The organism is Streptomyces sp. HPF1205, assembly GCF_020400825.1.
In the GTDB taxonomy this organism is placed as follows: Bacteria; Actinomycetota; Actinomycetes; order Streptomycetales; family Streptomycetaceae; genus Actinacidiphila.
Genome location: NZ_JAINVH010000048.1, coordinates 1 through 18108, shown reverse-complemented (window position 1 = coordinate 18108; position 18108 = coordinate 1). Strand labels below are relative to the sequence as shown.

Here is an 18108-nt window from a genome sequence, read left to right as displayed (position 1 = left end):
GCGACGGCGGGCGGGCAGGGGCCGAGGCGGGCGACGACCCGGCAGGCATCGATGCCTGACAGGCCTCGTGGCGCGATCAGCCGCGCGGCACGACAAGCCTCGCCGCGTGGCAGGTCTCGTGGCGTGGGCCGGCGGCTCGTCTGCCGGCGACGTGAGGGCCCGGCCGGGTGCCGGACCCGCCCGGCCGGAGGTTTTCCACAGGCCGGGAGCATGCCTTTCCGGTGGCCGGATACGCTGTCAGAATGACGCGATCCGAGCAGCCAGGGCAGCCCGCTGAGGTCAGCGACGCGTTCGCCGGGGAATTGGCGGCGGACTCTCGCGAGCGTGCCGTCGGCGCGCTGCTGAAGATTCCCGCCCTGCGCAAACTGTGGGGTGCGCAGCTCACCGGGGCAGTGGCCGACCGCCTCGGCCTGCTGGTGCTGCTCGTGCTCACCGTGCAGGCGGCGTTCGGGGCCCACGCCTTCGGCGGCGGTTACCGCGGCACCGCGTACGCGGTCACGTTGGTGTTCACCGCGCGCCTGGTGGCGACCGTGCTCTTCGGCGCGGTGCTGCTCGGCCCGCTGTCCGCGCTCACCGCCGAGAGCGGGCCGCTGGACCGCCGCTGGACGATGATCGGTGCCGACGGCGTACGCCTGGCGTCGTTCATCGTCGCGCCGCTGTGGATCACCTGGGTGCCGGACGCGGCGCACATCTGGCTTCTCGTCACCGTCTTCGTCACGGGCGCCGCCGAGCGGCTGTGGACCATCGCCAAGGACGGCGCGGCGCCCGCGCTGCTGCCGCCGCCGGGCGACACCTCGGTACGGCCCGCGCCCGACCACTTGGCCACGCTTCGCCGGCTGGATCTCCGGACGAGCTTCGTGGCGCTGCCGGCCGCCGCCGCGACGCTGGTGGTCGTCACCCTGATCAACACCCTGATCGCGGTGGGCGTCGACTGGTTCCACCTGCACCAGGTCGCACTGTCCTCCTACGTCACGGCCGGGCTCTTCTCGTCCTGCATCGCGATCCTCTACCTGCTGGAGCTGCCCTCCGGCACGACCGGGCGGCCCCGCTCGCCGCTGGAGGGGCTGCGCCGTCCCAAGAGCCCGCTGGGGCAGGAGAAGGGACGCACGGGCGCGCTGCCGTTGCTGGTGTTCGCCACCGCCGCCGTCGTGTGCGCCACAGCGGCGGCGGTCGCCGTCTCGGTGCTGCTCGCCGCCGACTTGGGCTTCGGACCGACCGGATTCGGGCTGCTGGTGGTGGCGTTCACCGGCGGGACGGTCGCCGGCATCCGGATCGCGCCGCGCGTCCTGCCGGGGCTGTCCCGCAGGCGGCTGCTGGCGCTGGCCATCGGGATCACCGGAATCGCGCTGCTCCTGACGGGGATCGTGCCCGACCAGACCACCGTGCTGCTGCTCGCCCTGCTGGCGGGCGTCGCGGCCGGGGTGACGGCCAACACCGGGCACGTCCTGGTCGAGCAGGAGACCGAGGAGCCGCGCCGGGACCGCACCGCCGAACACCTGCGGGCGGTGTCCGGGGTCGCGCTGGCCGCCGCCGCGGTCGTCGCCCCCCTGCTGGCCGGCGCGATCGGGCCGCGCCGCATCCACGACGGCCACTTCACCTTCGCCCACGGCGGCGCCGCGTACACGCTGATGCTCGTCGGGGCCCTGCTGCTGCCGATCGCGGCCCTCGTGCTGGGCCAGGTCGACGACCGTACCGGCGTGCCGCTGCGGCGCGACCTGCGGGAAGTGCTGGGCGGCGGCGAACCGGCCACCGCGCCGTCCGGCACAGGCTTCTTCATCGCGATAGAAGGCGGCGACGGCGCCGGGAAGTCCACCCAGGTGGATGCGCTCGCCGACTGGATCAGGGCCAAGGGCCACGAGGTCGTCGTCACCCGGGAGCCGGGTGCCACGGCGGTCGGGAAGCGGCTGCGGTCCATCCTGCTCGACGTGTCCACGGCCGGCATCTCGCACCGGGCCGAGGCCCTGCTGTACGCGGCCGACCGGGCGGAGCACGTCGACACGGTGATCAGGCCCGCCCTCGCCCGCGGCGCCGTCGTCATCTCCGACCGCTACATCGACTCCTCCGTCGCCTATCAGGGCGCCGGGCGCGACCTCGCGCCCACCGAGATCGCCCGGATCTCGCGCTGGGCGACCGCCGGACTCGTCCCGCACCTGACGGTGCTGCTCGACATCTCCCCGGAACAGGCGCGCGAGCGGTTCACAGAGGCTCCCGACCGGCTGGAATCGGAGCCCGCGGAGTTCCACCAGCGGGTGCGCTCCGGGTTCCTCACCCTGGCCGCCGCCGACCCGGCTCGGTACCTCGTGGTCGACGCCGCGCAGGCGCCCGAGGCGGTCACCACGGTGGTGCGGCACCGGCTCGACCGGATGCTGCCGCTGTCCGCCAAGGAGATCGAGGCCCGGGCCGAGGCCGAGCGCAAGGCGGCCGAGGAGGCGGCCCGCAGGGCGGCCGAGGAAGCCGCGCGCAAGGCGGAGGAGGAGCGCAAGGAGCGCGAGCGCCAGGCACAGCTGGAAAAGCTGCGCCGCGAGGAAGAGGAGCGGCGGCTCGCCGCCGAGGAGGCGGCCCGGCGGGAGATCGCCGAGCGGAAAGCCGCCCAGGAGGCCGAGGAGAGGCGCCTTCGCGAGGAGGAGGCGGCCCGGCTGGCCGCCGAGGAGGCCGCCCGCCGCGAGGCCGAGGAGGCCGCCCGCGCCGCCGAGCAGGAGCGACTGCGGCGCCTCGCCGAAGAACAGGCCCGGCTGCGGTCCGAGGCCGAGGCGCGGCGCCTGGAGAAGCAGCGCAAGGCCGAGGAGGCCCTGCTGCGCGCCGAGCAGGCCCGTGCCGCCGCCGCTGCCGCTGCCGCCGCGGCATCCGACGCCGAGGAGACGACAGAGCTGCCCTCGGCTCCCATGGAGGACGGCGGGAACCGCCCGTCGGGGGAGTCCGGGCAGGGGAGCGGAGCGCGGGACGCCGGCCAGGGCCCGAGTGGCGGCGAGCCGGGCCCGGCGGGTCACTCCGGTCGGCCCGGTCACCCCGGCGACGCCACCGACTCCACCGACTCCGCCGAGTCCGGGGATTCCGGTGAGTCCGGTGAGGCGACGACAGTACTGACCCCGCTGCCGGCGGAGGGCGGCGCCCCGGACGAGACGACGAAGCTGCGCCCGGCCTCCCGTGACTCCGCCGACCAGACGGTGGTCCTGCCCGCGATCGGCGACCCGGACGCGGACGCCGGCGAGACGGCGGTGCTGCCGAGCGTGGGCGAACCGCGGGACGAGCGGGCGGCGGACGAGACGGCCGTTCTGCCGCCGGTCGCCCAGGGCCCGGCGGCGGACGCGGTGCGGGACCGGGACCGGTCGGCCGCGGACGAGACGAGGGTGCTGCCGCCCGTCGGCCGGGGCCCGGCGGCCGACGCCGCACCGGCGGAAGCCGATGGGCAGGAGGACGAGACGGCGGAAGTTCCGCGGCCCGAGCCCGGTAGGTCCGGCAGGTCCGCCCCGTCGGGCGGGCCCGGCGAGGGAGCGAGCGAGGGAGCGGCGGGCGGAACGGCCAGGTCCCTGCCGCCGCCGTCGCCGGAGGCGAGGTCGCGCCGGGACGATCCCGCCGACCGGGTGCCGCCGTGGCTCTTCCGCCCCGAGCTGCAGGAGAACGAGCGCACCCGCGAGATGCCCCCGGCCCAGCCCCGCCGCCCCCGGCCGGAGTGGGCCGAGGAGACCCCGCTGGACGACCTCCCCAGCCTCGCCGACGAGCTCCTGGGCCCGCACAACGACATCGACCCCCCGGGAAACGGCCGAGCCTAGGCAGTTCCGCTCGGATCATCGGTCGGACCGGATGAGGATGCCCCGTCCGGGTGGCGGGCCGGCCCGGGGCGCGACGCCCGTCCCGGGCCCGCGACGAGCTGATGCCGCACATCGCCGTGGCCCACCCCGGGCCGGCGCCTCACCGCGAGCTGACCGTGGGTCTGACGAGGACCGATTCCCGCGCGCCGCTGGTCCCTGCGGCAGGCGGACGAGTTCCTCGACGGCGTGCGGGGATGCGTGCGGGAGCGCGGGCCCTCCAGCCCGCGCGCCGGCTCCTGACGACGTGGCCAAGCCCCGATATGCCTGGACTTCCTGATCAGGCTGCGCGGACCGAGCGGTGGCGCGGCCCGGCACGCGGACGGCAGGCCCGCCGGGGGCGGAAGCCGAGCACAATAGGTGCGTGCGATACGCGGTGCTCGGGGTCACACAGGTACGGGACGGCGAGCGCGTCGTGCCCGTGGCCGGCGGCAGGCTGCGCGCATTGCTCACGGTCCTGGCCGTCAATGCCGGGCGAACCCTCACTCCCGAAGAGCTGATGGCGGAGGTCTGGGCGCAGGACCCGCCCGCCGACGCGCCGGGCGCGCTCCAGGCGCTCGTCGGCCGGCTGCGGCGCGTCCTGGGGCGCGACGCGATTGCCTCCGAGCCAGGCGGCTACCGGCTGACGGCCGACCCGGACACGGTCGACCTGCACCGGTTCGAACGGTTCCTGCGTGAGGGGGAAGCGGCCCTGAGCGCGGGCAGCGCCGAGTCGGCGGCCGCCAGCCTGGACGCCGCCTTGGCCTTGTGGCGCGGCCCCGCCCTCGCCGACCTGCCCGACCGCGCCGCGGCCTCGGCCCGCCCCGAGGCGTTGCGGCTCACCGCCGTGCGCCTGCGCGTGGAGGCCGACCTCGCTCTCGGCAGAAACGCCGACGCCTTGGCCGCGCTGCGGCAGGCGGTCGCCGACCATCCTCTGGACGAGGCGTTCCGGGCCCAGCTGATCAGGGCGTTGCGCGCCGCGGGCCGTACCGCCGACGCCTTGGTCACGTACGAGGAGGCGAGGGGGGTACTGGCCGAGGCCCTGGGCGCGGACCCGGGCCCGGAGTTGCGCGCCCTGCACGCCGAGTTGCTGCGCCAAGCGGAGTCCCCGGCCCCCGGTCCGCGCTCCGCCGCCCTTGCGGCCATGCCACCGCAGCCCGCGCCCGTAGCCAAGGCGTCCGCCCCCGTAGCCAAGGCGTCCGGCCCCGCTTCCGCAGCCAAGGCGTCCGCCTTCACCTCGGCTCCATTGCGGCGGCCCGGTAACCTCCGCGCCCGCCTGACCAGTTTCGTGGGACGGGAGAAGGAACTGCGCTCCCTTGCCGCCGACTTGGCCGGCGCGCGGCTGGTGACACTGACCGGACCGGGCGGTTCCGGCAAAACCCGGCTCTCGCAGGAGGCCGCGGAGGCGGCGCAGGACGCCTATCCGGACGGCGTCTGGCTGGCCGAACTCGCCCCGCTCGACGAACCGGCGGCTGTTCCGCACGCCGTCCTGAGCGCCCTCGGCCGCCGCGACACGCTTCTGCGTTCCCCCCGCCGCGACCCCCTCACGAGCGATCACCTCCGTCCCGAACCCGGCGGGGCGGACCATGCGAGCCCCCGGACCGAGCAGCCGGAACCGGTGGGAGCCGCAGGTGCCGGACCCGCGGGCGCGGGACCCGCGGGGGCTGGAACGGTCGGCCCCGGCCCCTCTGCCGCCGGCCCAGCCGGCCCCGGCCCGGTCGGCCCCGGAGCCGTCGGCGCCGGGCCCTTCGGCCCGGAATCCGCCGGGCTGCCCGAGGACCCGCTCACCAGAATCGTCGAACACTGCGCCCCACGCCGCCTGCTGCTCCTCCTCGACAATTGCGAGCACCTGATCGAGGCCGCCGCGGACCTGGCCGGCGAGGTGCTCGCCCAGTGCCCGGGGGTGACCGTGCTGGCGACGAGTCGCGAGCCACTCGGCGTACCGGGGGAGGTCGTCCGGCCCGTGGAGCCGCTGCCGCCGCTGCCCGCGTACCGGCTGTTCGCCGAGCGCGCCGCCGCCGTAAGACCGGGCGCGGCTGAGGACGTGGACGCCGACGCCGACGCGGTCCGCGTGATCTGCCGCCGCCTGGACGGCCTGCCACTGGCCATCGAACTGGCCGCGGCCCGGCTGCGCGCCCTGTCCCCGCGCCAGATCGCCGACCGCCTCGACGACCGCTTCCGCCTGCTGACCGGCGGCAGCCGCACGCTGCTGCCGCGCCAGCAGACACTGCGCGCGGTGGTCGACTGGAGCTGGGACCTGTTGACCGAGCACGAGCGCACGACGCTGAGCGCGCTGACCGTCTTCGCCGGCGGCTGCACCCTGGCCGCCGCCGAGGCGGTGTGCGGGCCGGACACCCTCGAAGCGGTGACGGGCCTGGTGGACAAGTCCCTGCTCGTCGCCGACCACGGCCGTCCCACGGGCACGCGCTACCGGCTGCTGGAGACCATCCACGAGTACGCCGCGGAGCGGGCCCGGGAGCGGCCCGAGCACCTGGCGGCGGCCGAGGCCCGGCACACCGCGTACTTCCGCGACCTCGCCCGGGACGTCGACCCGCGGTTGCGCGGCGCGGACCAACTGCGCTGGCTGGACGTCCTGGAGACGGAACTGGACAACGTCAGGGCCGTCCTGCACCGCACCATCACCCGCCGCGAGGAAGAGGACGCCATCGCGACGGCCGTGGCGATGGGCTGGTTCTGGTGGTTGCGCAACTACCGTGACGAGGCGAGCGGCTGGCTGAACCGCGTGGCCGCGATCGGCGACCGGTTCTTCGCGCCGTCAGTGGCCGCACCGCCGGCCGGGCCGCCTGCGGGACCGTTGGCCGCACCGCCGGACGACGAGCGGTCGGGCCGGCCCGCCGCCGTACCGGCCGACGCCCCCGTCCTGCGGGCCGCCGAACCGGCCGACGCCCTCTACTGGCCGCGCAACGACCTGCACATGCTGCGCTTCTTCGTCAACAGCGATCGCCCGTCGCACGAGCAGTGGTCCGCCGAGGAGTCGCGCGAGACGGCACGGCGGCTGGCGGCGGCGTACGGAGGCGGCGGTCCGGAGGCGGCGCGCTTTCCCGGCCTGCTGTGGCCGTTCACGCTGTACTCGCTCGGCGGTACCGCGTCGCTGCGCGGCCATACCGACGAGGTCGTCGCCAACTGCCGTGCCCATGGCGGCGACTGGGAAGTCGCGGCCGCGCTGATGTTCCGCACCCATGTCACCGTCGACTCGCCGGGCGGGGCCGCGGCGGCCGACGCGGACCGGGCCGAGCTGCAGGAACTCGCCGCGCGCCTGGGCGACCGCTGGATCCGCGCCCAGGTGCACAGCGCGGGCGCCGAGATCGAGGCGCTGCGCGGCAATTACGAGGCCGCCCGCCGTGACTACGAGACCGCGTACCGCCTGGGCCGCGAGCTGCGCGCCTACGGCGAGGGCCCCTTCGTACTCGCGCGGCTGGCGGAACTCGCGCACCTGTCGGGTGACGACGGCACCGCCACCAAGGTCGCCGACCAGGCCGCGGAGGAGGCCGAGCGGTACGCCGTCCACGACGCCCGCACCTACATCCGTTGCCTGCAGGCCGTTCTGCTGCTGCGCCGCGGCGCGGTCGATGAGGCACGGGCGATGTACGACCTGGCAGCCGCCCATGCGGCGGACGGGTCCCCGCCGCCCGTGTTCCGCGTCCTGCTGCTGAACCTGGCGGCACGTATCAGTGCTGCCGAGGGCGACGCGCCCGCCGCCCTGACGGAGCTGGCCGAGGCCGCCCGGCTGAGCCTCGAACTCGGCTGCACCGAGCCCGTCGTCGCCTCCCAGTTCGACGTCGCCGCTTCCGTCCTCGCCGCCTATGGCGACACGTACGCGGCCCTCGTCCTAGGCGTCGTGGCCGACTGCCTGCGCGCCGAGCTCCCGCGCTCCGCCCCCGAACAGGAGGCGGACGCCCGCGTACGAGCCCTGGCCCGCGACCGCCTGACCCGCGAGGAACGCGAGGCGGCCCGCGCCACGGGCACCGCCCTGGACCGCGAACGGGCGGCGCAGCTGCTGCGGACACTGGCGCAGGGCGCGGACCTCGGTGAGGGCGCGGACCCCGGGATCGGCGTGGGCCTCGGCGGCGGCGTGGACCTTCGTGCGGGCACGGGCCAGAAGGCGGGCGGTGCGCGCGTACGGGCGCGGGAATAGGCGGCGGTCGCCACTCGGTTGCCGCAGGCGAAGGCGCGGGCGGGGGCCGCACGGGATTCCTACGAGCAGGAACGAGAACGCGGTGAAGGTCGAGATCTACTCGGACGTCGTATGCCCTTGGTGCTACATCGGAAAGGCCCGCTTCGAGCGCGCGCTGGGGGCGTTCCCGCAGGGCGAGGACGTCGAGGTGGTGTACCGGCCCTTCCAGCTCGACCCGTCCGCGCCGGACGAGCCGCGCCCGCACCGCGAGGTGCTGGCGGCGAAGTTCGGCCCGCGAGCCGCCGCCATGGACGACCGCATCGCCGAGCTGGGCGCCGCGGAAGGGCTCACCTTCGCCTTCGACGACGCGCTGGAGAACAACACGCTGCTCGCCCACCGCCTGCTGCGGTTCGCCCTGGACGAGTACGGGGCCGACGCGCAGGCCAGGCTGAAGGGCCGCCTGATGGCCGACCACTTCTCGGGCGGCAAGGATGTCGGCGACCCGGAGCACCTCGCCGAGGCCGCGGCCGCCGAGGGCCTCGACCCGGCCCGGGTCTCCGCCTTCCTCGCCGGCGACGAGCTGCGCGCGGAGGTCCTCGCCGAGGTCGAGGAGGCCCGCGCCCTGGGCATCACCGCCGTTCCGACCTTCGTCTTCGAAGGCAAGTGGGCGGTGCAGGGCGGTCAGGAGACCTCCACCTTCCTCCAGGTCCTGGAACAGGTGGCCGAGGAGACCGCGCAGGCGTCCGAGCCGGAGCCGGTGCGTACGACCGGGACGGGCGCCGACGCCGCCCCGGACGCCGACGACTGCGCCGACGGCGTGTGCGAGGTGCGCTGAGCCGGGACGCAGGGACGCAGGGAGCCGCGTCCGGGAGCCGGGACCAGCGCCCCGGGGCGGCGGCCGGGCCACAGGGCCGGGCCGGTCGTCGCCTCGCGGGACCGGCGGCCTCCCGCGCCTAACGGCAGCGGATCACCGCGTCGGCCCAGTCCGCCAGGTCGCCGAGGCCGAGCCCGAGCCCGGGGCCGCGCCGTACGGCCGTCACCCGCAGGGTCAGTGTCCGGTAACCGGTGAGACTTACGTGTGCCGCCACCGCCGGGTCACCGCCGCGCACCACCGCGGACGACCACAGCGGCGTGCCGTCGCCGTCCACGAAGAAGCGCACCCCCGCGCCCCCGAACCGGGCCAGGTCGTCCACGCCCACCTCGGCGTCGTAGGCCACGCACGAACGATTGAGGTCGATGGTGAGCTCGGAGGGGGCGTGCACGGTGACCCCGTGTGCGTAACGGGTGCCGCCGACCGACAGCCCCCAGCGGTCCCACCGCCAGCCGAGCGGCGAGAAGGACGGCCGGATGGTCGGCGCGGAACCGCCGCCGGCGCCGCTGAGGCCGAGCGCGTCGAGCCGGTACGAGACGAGAGGCGGCGGGGGCGGGGGCGGCGCGGTGGGCGGTGGGGCGGTCGGCGGCGTGGTGGGCGGCGGCGTCGGGGCGGACGTGGAGGCGGGTGGGGCGGGGACCGGAGTCCGTGGAGCGACCGCAGTCGGCGACGGTGACGGTGTCGGTGACAGGGCCGGGGTCGGGGCGGGCCGCGAGGTCGTGGGCGCGGGCGACGGCCTGGACGTAACGGTGGGCGGCGGTACGGCGGCGGGAACGCGGGGCGACGGTTTCGCCGGAGCCGGCGGCAGCGTGATGACCGGAGAGGCCGCCGACGGCTGGGCCGCGGGCCGGTGGTGGCCCGGCTTTCCGTGGCCGCCGGTGAGGGCGAGGGCGACAGCGGTCGCCGCGGCGGCCACCACCACGCCCGCCGCGACAGCCCCGGCCTTGACGGGGGCGCCGAGCCCTTCCGCGGCCGCCGCGCCCCCGCTCGCCGTCCAACCGCTGCCCACTGCCGCGCCCGTACCCCCGCCCACTGCCGCGCCGGTGCCGCCGGAAGCAGTCGCGGCCGCGGCTCCGGCCGCGGCACCGGCGGCGGTCCCGCCGGCCACGACGGCGGCGGCCTTTGCGGCGGCCGCGGCGGCGAACCATCCGATGTACGCGACCGGCAGCAGCCCCTTGAGCGTCGCGTTCAGGTCGGCGAGCTCCATGGAGGCGGCCGAGCAGCGCGCGCACTCCTTGAGGTGACGGTTCAGCTCGCGGTCCGCGCGCGTCCGCAGGGCGCCGCGGGCGTGCGCGCCGAGCCGGTCGGCGAACCGCGCGCACGCGCCCTCGGCGGTCAGGGCACTGCTGACGTGCGCCTGGAGGTACGCCTGGCGCAGTCCCTCACGCGCCCGGTGCGCCAGCACGGCGGTGGCGTTGGGCGTCAGCCCCAGCATCGGGGCGATCGCGCTGGGCGACTCCTCCTCGACCGCGGTGTGCCACAGCACGGTCTGCCAGCGCTCGGGCAGCGTGCGGAACGCCTGGACGGCCAGCGACCGCTCGGCCTCCCGCATGGCGCATACGTCCGCGCCGACGTCCGCCGTCGCCTGCGCCGCGCCCGCCCCTGCCGAGGAGACCGCGAACACCGCGAAATCCTCGACCAGGTGCTCCCGCCGCGTCGAGTTGCCCCAGGCCGCGGCGACCCGCCGCACCGTGGTGAGCAGGTAGGCGCGCACCGCGGACTCGGGACCGCTGCCGCCGCGGATCGCCTGCAGCGTACGGGCGAAGACCTCGCCGGTCAGATCCTCGGCGGTGTGGGCGTCCCGGCAGCAGGTGCGGGCATAGCGGCGCACGGCCTCGGCATGCCGCCGGTACAGCTCCCCGTACGCGCTGTCCCGGCCGCCGCGGACCTGGGCGACCAACTCGGCGTCGGACAGGGCCCCGTGGCCGTCCGGACCGGCGGCGGGCCGGGGCACCGGGCGCGCTGCGGCGCGTGCGTCCGCCTCGCCGCCGTCGGCCGGTGCGGGAAGGCGCGCGGCACCGGAGTCGGAAGGCGGTTCGGAACGCGGTTCGGAAGGCGGTTCGGAAGGCGGCTCCGAACGCGCCGCGGGGTCGCGCTGGCCCGGCACCCGGTGCGCCGCCGCACCGTCCCCGGTCCCCGACGGGTCCGCCGAGGGCGTGCCCGCGTCCCCGTTCGCCTCATCCACGGCGCAAGGGTGGCACAGCCGGAAGGAGCGCGGTCACGGCAGCCGGCCGAACCACTCGTCCGTGGTGCCAGTGTTCACACGTCCTCCACTCCCACCGGATCCCCACCCCTGATTCACCCGATCGAGTCCCTCTGAACGGGGGCGCCGCCGCGGCCCGGAGGCCGGCAGCGACCGCGGGCCGGCGGAGCGCCCCCCTCCTGCGCCGGGCCGCGTGCTCAGCGACCCGGCCCTGCGTCCGGTCCGGCCTGCGCCTGCGTGTCCGGTCCGGCCTGTCCGATGCCTGTCTCGTCGGCCGTCTCGTCGAGCGTCTCGGCCGCCGGTGTGCCGGCGCGCCGGGCGAGCCGCTCCCCGGGCCGGGAACGCAGGCCCTCCAGCAGGATGTCCAGCAGCCGCTCCGAGGCGGCGGCCTGCTGGGCGGCGTCAGGGAGCGCGGGCGCGGCGGTGGCGATGACCAGCAGTACGTCGGCCACCGACACGTCACCGCGCAGCTCCCCCGCGGCCCGTGCGCGCTCCACGAGCCGGCCGACGACGTCCAGCAGGGCGCGTATGCCGTCCTGGTCGCCGTCGTCGCCGTCCCGCTCCTGGCCGGAGCGGTCGGCGAGGTTGGCGAGATCGGCGAGGTCGGGGCCGCCCGCCGGCGCAAGCCGGTTGCGCTGCTGCGGCACCCGTATCCCCTCGCCGGTCCCGTGCGGGCCGCGGTCGCCGCCCGGCGAGCCCTCGACGCGGAGCACCTGCGGCGGCAGCAGCCGCCCGGCGCCCGAGGCCGCCGAGGTGCGCAGGAACCTGGCCAGCGCGGACCAGGCCTCGTCCTCCTGGCCCAGCGCGGTGCGCGCCTGCTCGGTCAGCCGCGCGGTCTCCTCCTCGGCGATCCTCCTGACCAGGACGTCCTTGCTCGGAAAGCGCCGGTACACCGTGCCGACGCCGACACGGGCACGACGCGCGATGTCCTCCATCGGGGCGCCGTACCCCAGTTCGCCGAACACCTCGCGTGCGGCCCGCAGCACGTGTTCAAGATTGCGCTGCGCGTCGACTCGAAGCGGAACCGACCGCTCCGATCCCTCGCCCCGCCCCTCCGTACCCGCCGCGGCTGTCGCTACGGAGGCCGTTCCCGCAGTTCCGGAACTTCCGGACGTGCGCTGAGAGTCCTGAATGTGCATATGTCCATCCCCCGGAAAATTGAATGTCTCCCCCCGGAGACTCCCCACCCTTGTGAAGATCACCGCGCGTGGCCGCGCGGTAGTTCTACGAGATACGAACATAGTTGAGGCCGCGTCGAGAAAGAAGGGGGCGTCCCCCGGCCGCCTCTCCCAGGGGCGCGGTCCGGCCGCGCACGGCCGCCACGTGGCCTTTGCCCGGTGTTGTGCGTACCGCTTACCAAGAACCGTAGTCGCTTTCCGAGAATGGTGCCGTCCGGCCTGTGGACAAACGGCTCAGGTCCATTGCGTCATGGAGCAATGACGGAGTCGGCACCTCTGGCCAGCGCAAGCACCCCGCGTATTCTCGTCGTCGGCGGTGGCTATGTCGGGATGTACACGGCGCTGCGACTGCAGCGGAAGCTGAAGCGCGGCGAGGCCGGGATCGTGCTGGTGGAGCCCCAGCCCTACATGACCTACCAGCCGTTTCTCCCCGAAGCGGCCGCCGGGTCGATCTCCCCGCGGCACGTCGTGGTGCCGCTGCGACGGGTGCTGCGCGGGTGCCGGATCGTGGTCGGTGAGGTCCGCGGCGTCGACCACGACAAGCGGGTCGCCTCCGTCGTGACGCCGGCCACCGAGGAGGAGGGCGGCGGGGCGCTGGAGATCCCGTACGACCACCTGGTGCTGGCGCCCGGCGCCGTCTCCCGCACCCTGCCGGTGCCGGGCCTGGCCGAGTACGGCATCGGCTTCCGCAACGTCGAGGAGGCCATCGGGCTGCGCAACCACGTCCTCGAACAGCTCGACATCGCCTCCTCCACGCGCGACGCCGAAGTCCGCGAGGCGGCGCTGACCTTCGTCTTCGTCGGCGGCGGCTACGCGGGCGTGGAGGCGCTCGGCGAACTGGAGAACATGGCCCGCTACGCCACCCGCTACTACCCGGACATCGTGCCCGAGGACATGAAGTGGGTGCTGGTCGAGGCCGCCGGGCGGATCCTGCCGGAGGTCGGCGAGGCGCTGGGCACGTACGCGATCCGCGAGTTGCGCGGCCGCAACGTCGACGTCCGGCTGGAGACCCGGCTGGTGTCCTGCGAGCACCGGATCGCCACGCTGTCCGACGGGGACCGGCTGCCCACCCGGACCCTCGTGTGGACGGCAGGCGTCAAACCCGCGCCCGTCCTCGCCGCCACGGGGCTTCCGCTCACCGCGAGCGGCCGGCTGCGCACGGAGGCCACCTTGCGGGTGGCGGGCGCCGAAGCGGCCTGGGCCGCGGGTGACGCGGCCGCCGTGCCGGACCTCACCGCGGACGAGCCGGGCACCTGGTGCGCGCCCAACGCGCAGCACGCCCTGCGCCAGGCCCGCGTCCTCGCCGACAACATCGTCGCCGAACTGCGCGGCCGCCCATTGGCCGAATACCGCCACCGGCACGCCGGCTCGGTGGCCTCCCTCGGTCTGCACGAGGGGGTCGCCCGCGTCTACGGCCGCACCTTCAAGGGCTACCCCGCCTGGCTCCTGCACCGCCTCTACCACCTGGGCCGCGTGCCCACCGTCAACCGCAAGGCCCGCGTCCTGGCCGAATGGATCCTCTCCGGGCTCTTCAAACGCGAGATCGTCTCCCTGGGATCCCTGGAACATCCCGGCACGGGGCGCGGATCCGCCGCCGGCACCGGACGCGCACCGGACGCCCCCTGAGCCCGGCCCCGATCGTGACGCCGATCGTGACACCGATGCTGACGCCCATCGCGGCCCTGATCGCGGCTGCGGCGCCGCACCACCCGGCGGCCGGTCCGCTCCTGCCGCCCCGATTCCCCCAACGGCCGCGGTTCGGCCACACTGGATATGTGACCCCGCGTGCGCCAGAACTGGCAAACAGTGACACATACGAGGAATCGGACGTTTGAACCTTACGCGTTGGAGCGCCCGGCTCCCCGGAACACAGCGACGCAGCGCCGTACCCGCGGCCCGCGGCAACACCCGTGAGGCCGCCGCCGTCCCCTCCGCCCCGGCGTCCGGTACCGCTACCGGTGCCGCCTCCGGCACCGCTACGGGTACCGGCTGCGGCACCGCTGCCGACAGCGGCGACTCCGATCCGGCCGCCGGCGAGTCCTCCCTCCCCGGCTTCCTGAGCCGGTTGCCGGCGCTTGTCGCCGTCACTCACGGCCCCGCCCACCGTGTCGGGTTCGTCAATCACGCCTACACCGACATCTTCGGGCCCCGCACCACCGGCCGCCCGGCCCGCGACGCCCTGCCGGAACTCGGCGAACTCGGTCTCCTTTCCCTCATGGACCAGGTCCACCGCAGCGGCCGGCCCCGCACCGTCAAGGCCCGCAAGGTGGTCTGGTCGGACGGCACCTCACCCACCCGTGAGGGCTATTTCACGTTCACCTGCACCCCTGTCGACGAGACCGATCCCGACCCCGAGCGCCGCGGCGTCCTGGTCTTCGCGGCCGACGTCACCGACCAGGTGCAGTCCGCCGAGCGTCTGCGGGAGAGCGAACGCCGCCTCCACGAAACGGCCGTCACCCTCCAGCGCAGCCTCCTTCCTCAGGAACTCGAACAGCCCGACGACCTCCGGGTCGCCGCCACCTACCAGCCCGGCGGCACCGACGCGGCCGTCGGCGGCGACTGGTACGACGTCATCACCCTCGGCGCCGGCCGCACCGCCGTCGTCATCGGCGACGTGATGGGCCGCGGAGTGCGCGCCGCCGCCGTGATGGGTCAGCTGCGCACGGCCGTACGCGCCTACGCCCGCCTCGACCTGCCGCCCCACGAGGTCATCCAGCTCCTGGACGGCCTGGCGTCGGAGATCGACGCCACGCAGATCGCCACCTGCGTCTACGCCGTCCACGACCCCAGCGAGGGGCGGCTGTCCTACGCCAGCGCCGGTCACCTCCCCATCCTCATCCGCGACCCCGACGGCACGGTCCACCGCGCCGACGAACCCACCGGCCCGCCACTGGGCACCGGCGGCTGGGTCCACACCTCGGGGAGCATTCCGCTCGGCCCGGGCTGCACCGCCGTCCTCTACACCGACGGGCTCATCGAACGCCGCGACCAGGACATCGACGAGGGCGTGGCCGCGCTCACCCGCGCCCTGGCCGGCGCCACCGGCTCCCCCCAGGTGATCTGCGACCGCCTGCTGCGCTCGCTCGGCGTCACCTCGGAACACGACGACGACGTGGCGGTCCTCGTCCTGCAGTACCCCGATCACACCGGCACCGACGCCGAGCTCTTCCGCAACGCCTCCCTTGACCTCCTGGGCGGCATCGAGGCGGCTCCCCGCGCCCGCGCTTTCGCCACCGGGGTGCTCGCCTCATGGCGCTTCCCCCTCGAACTGCGTGATCTCGGTGTCCTCGCGGCCAGCGAGCTGGTGGCCAACTCCCTGAAGCACGGCACCCCGCCGATGCGGCTGCGGCTGCGGCGCACCGACCGGCGCCTGATCATCGAGGTCACGGACGGCGACGACCACCTCCCGCGCCGCCGCCGCGCCGACCCCGGCGACGAAGCGGGTCGTGGCATCTCGATCATCGCCTCGATCGCCAGCGGCTGGGGCTCCCGCCGCACCCCCGGCGGCGGCAAGGCCGTCTGGTGCGAGTTCGCCCTCCCGGGCAAGGCCTGACGGCGCGACGGGCGAACCCCCGCCGGGCCACGCCCCACCGGCCACACCGGAGGTACGGGTCGGCCGTACGCCACCCGTGGCCCGCACCGCGCACCCCGGGCCCCGCCCCCGGGACCAACGAGCCGGGCCTCGGGCCGCGCGCCCCGGGACACCGGCCGCGCACCTGGACCACGGGCCACGGACCGCTCGGCGGCTCAGGCGGATATGCGCTCGGCCTCCGGGACCTGTGCCGGCACGCCCCGCTGGGAACGCGCCACCACCCGGGTGGCGTGCAGCGGGCTGTCCTGTGCCGGGGCGATCCGGTGGCCGACCCGCAAGGCGACCGCGGAGACGGCCAGCGAGCAGGCCACGAGCATCGCTATGTAGGCCGTGTACGCACCCGCGCCGACCAGCACACCGCCGACGGCCGGCCCCAGCGCCAACGCCAACTGCTTCACCAGGGCGAACGCCGAGTTGTACTGCCCCACCATCCGGGCCGGCGCAAGGTCGGCGACCAGCGGTGAGACGGTGGGAGCCAGCATGGCCTCACCGAGACCGAACAGTGCGTACGTCGAGATGATCGCCGCGACCGCCGCGGCATGATGGCCGTGCACGGCGCCGGACGCGGCAGCGGCCAGCCACGCCAGGGTCCACACCAGGCCGACCAGCGCGATCACCCGGCTGCGGCGCCGGTGCTCGACCAGCCGCAGGACGGCGAACTGAGCCAGCACGATCACCGCCGTGTTCGCGGCCAGGGCGGCCCCGAGCGTGGCAGGGGAGATGCGGCTGACCTCGACCGCGAAGGCCGACAGCCCCGATTCGAACTGCCCGTAGCAGGCGAAGAACATCACGAAGCCGAGCGCGCACATCATCACCATCGCCCGGTCCCGCAGCAGCAGCCGCCATCCGCCGGCCGGCGCCGCGTCGCCGCACTCCTGGCGCACGTCCTTCTCCAGAGGCGGCATCGCGGGCAGCCGCACCGTGGCCACCACAGCGCCCAGCACGAGGAACATCGCCGCCTCCGTCGCGAACAGACGGAGGAACGACGCCGGGTGGGCGGTGTCCACGATCAGGCCGCCGAGCAGCCCGCCCAGGCCGAGTCCCAGGTTGTTCAGGAAGAACTGCGTGGCGAACGCGCGCGACCGCGTCACCGTGGTCGAGCACCACACGATCATGGTGGCCAGAGCCGGCTGCACGACCGCTATCCCCGCGCCCAGCGCACCCGCCGCCGCTATGACCCCCGGCTCGCTGCCGGACAGTCCGAGCCCCAGCGAACCGGAGGCCGCCAGCACCGTGCCCGCGACGGCCACGGGCACAGGGCCGCGCCGGTCGATCAGCCGACCGGTGAGGGGCAGTACGAAGAGCGCGGCCACGGCGAACGTCGCCAGCACCGCGCCCGCGGTACCCGCGCCGAGCCCGCGCACCTGCGACACGTAGATGAACGTGAAGGGCACGGTGAAGCCGTTGCCGAACGCGCTCAGCGCGTTCCCGAGCTGGATCCGGCGCAACGCTGCGCCCATGGCGGTGGTCACGCTCACCTCCTTGATCAAGGCCCTGACCAGGCCGTCTTCGAGGTCAAGACTTCAGAGCTAAACTTCGAACCTAAACGCTACAGGTCGAAGGGCTTTAGTGCAACGCTCTTTCGTGTCATACTCATTCCATGACCGCAGCCGCGGGCTCCGCAGGAGCTCCCCAGGAGCTGGACCTCGAGGCCCAGATCGCCGCCTACCAGCGCGAATTCCCCGAGGTCGACCCCCAGGTCGAGAAGGTCGTCACCGCGCTCGGCCGGCTCAACCGGCGGATGAACGTGGCCTACGGCCGCCAGCTGGTCGACCTCGGGATCAGCAACGCGGAGTGGGAAGTCCTCAAGGCCCTCGTGGTCGTCGGCAGGCCGTACCGACTCGGCCCCGGCGAACTGGCCAAGCGCCTCGGCCTCACCCCCGCGGCCATGACCCACCGCATCGACCGCATGGTCGCCGAGGGCCTGGTCACCCGCGAGCGCGACGAGGCCAACCGGGTCCGCGTCATCGTGGAACTCACCGACGAGGGCCGCGAGAAGTGGCTGGAGACCATGCGCTCGGCGGCGGCCTTCGAGGACGAGCTCCTGCAGGACCTCACTCCGGTCGAGCGCACCCTCCTCGGCGAGATCCTCACCCGGCTCCTCCGCCGCGTCGAGGCCGCCCAGCCGGACGCCGGCGGCCGGCTGGAGGACCTCGACTGAGGCCCGGCACCCGGCGCTACCCGACCAGAGTTGACACGAGCTGAACGGGTACGTAACGTTCTCCGGGTTGTCCGACGTGAGCACCGACTCCGGTCGGTCCCCGGACAGCCATTCCGCAGCAAGCACTCGATCGACTGGCCGCCCCGTGAACGGGGTCGTGTCACTGTCGCTTTGACGTGCGCA

8 protein-coding genes and 1 pseudogene are annotated in these 18108 nt (G+C 75.0%); 6 read left to right on the top strand and 3 right to left on the bottom strand.

Annotation, left to right across the window (positions count from 1 at the left end; all coding sequences use genetic code 11):
* Window positions 1-242 precede the first annotated feature (242 nt).
* From tmk to K7G61_RS33195, 3 genes are all read left to right on the top strand, one after another.
* Window positions 243-3770, top strand: coding sequence for a dTMP kinase (tmk, locus tag K7G61_RS33205; protein WP_225850863.1), 3528 nt, complete (start codon window positions 243-245; stop codon window positions 3768-3770).
* 400 nt (window positions 3771-4170) lie between these two features.
* Complete coding sequence (locus tag K7G61_RS33200) at window positions 4171-7941, top strand: BTAD domain-containing putative transcriptional regulator (protein ID WP_225850862.1); 3771 nt, start codon at window positions 4171-4173, stop codon at window positions 7939-7941.
* 82 nt (window positions 7942-8023) lie between these two features.
* Window positions 8024-8755 (top strand): DsbA family oxidoreductase, encoded by a 732-nt coding sequence (locus K7G61_RS33195; RefSeq protein WP_225850861.1) that lies wholly within the window; start codon window positions 8024-8026, stop codon window positions 8753-8755.
* 118 nt (window positions 8756-8873) lie between these two features.
* Here K7G61_RS33195 and K7G61_RS33190 read toward each other — a convergent pair whose 3' ends face one another.
* Complete coding sequence (locus tag K7G61_RS33190; RefSeq protein WP_225850860.1) at window positions 8874-10745, bottom strand: sigma-70 family RNA polymerase sigma factor; 1872 nt, start codon at window positions 10743-10745, stop codon at window positions 8874-8876.
* Between the two features lie 581 nt (window positions 10746-11326).
* Window positions 11327-12133: pseudogene (locus K7G61_RS33185) on the bottom strand (TetR/AcrR family transcriptional regulator); the annotation flags it as partial.
* A gap of 297 nt (window positions 12134-12430) precedes the next feature.
* Between K7G61_RS33185 and K7G61_RS33180 the strand changes: the two are divergent.
* Together K7G61_RS33180 and K7G61_RS33175 are read left to right on the top strand one after the other, a co-directional pair.
* Window positions 12431-13798 (top strand): NAD(P)/FAD-dependent oxidoreductase, encoded by a 1368-nt coding sequence (locus tag K7G61_RS33180; RefSeq protein WP_225850859.1) that lies wholly within the window; start codon window positions 12431-12433, stop codon window positions 13796-13798.
* A 205-nt stretch (window positions 13799-14003) separates the two neighbouring features.
* The gene (locus K7G61_RS33175; RefSeq protein ID WP_225850858.1) at window positions 14004-15725 is read left to right on the top strand and encodes a SpoIIE family protein phosphatase; all 1722 of its coding nucleotides are present in this window, start codon (window positions 14004-14006) and stop codon (window positions 15723-15725) included.
* 194 nt (window positions 15726-15919) lie between these two features.
* Here the strand turns inward: K7G61_RS33175 and K7G61_RS33170 are convergent, their stop codons facing one another.
* Window positions 15920-17236 carry an MFS transporter gene (locus tag K7G61_RS33170; protein ID WP_225850857.1) on the bottom strand — a complete coding sequence of 439 codons (1317 nt, stop codon included), beginning with the start codon at window positions 17234-17236 and terminating at the stop codon, window positions 15920-15922.
* Between the two features lie 128 nt (window positions 17237-17364).
* Here K7G61_RS33170 and K7G61_RS33165 point away from each other — a divergent pair, with 128 nt between their 5' ends.
* Window positions 17365-17925, top strand: coding sequence for a MarR family winged helix-turn-helix transcriptional regulator (locus tag K7G61_RS33165; protein ID WP_225850856.1), 561 nt, complete (start codon window positions 17365-17367; stop codon window positions 17923-17925).
* Window positions 17926-18108: the final 183 nt, after the last annotated feature.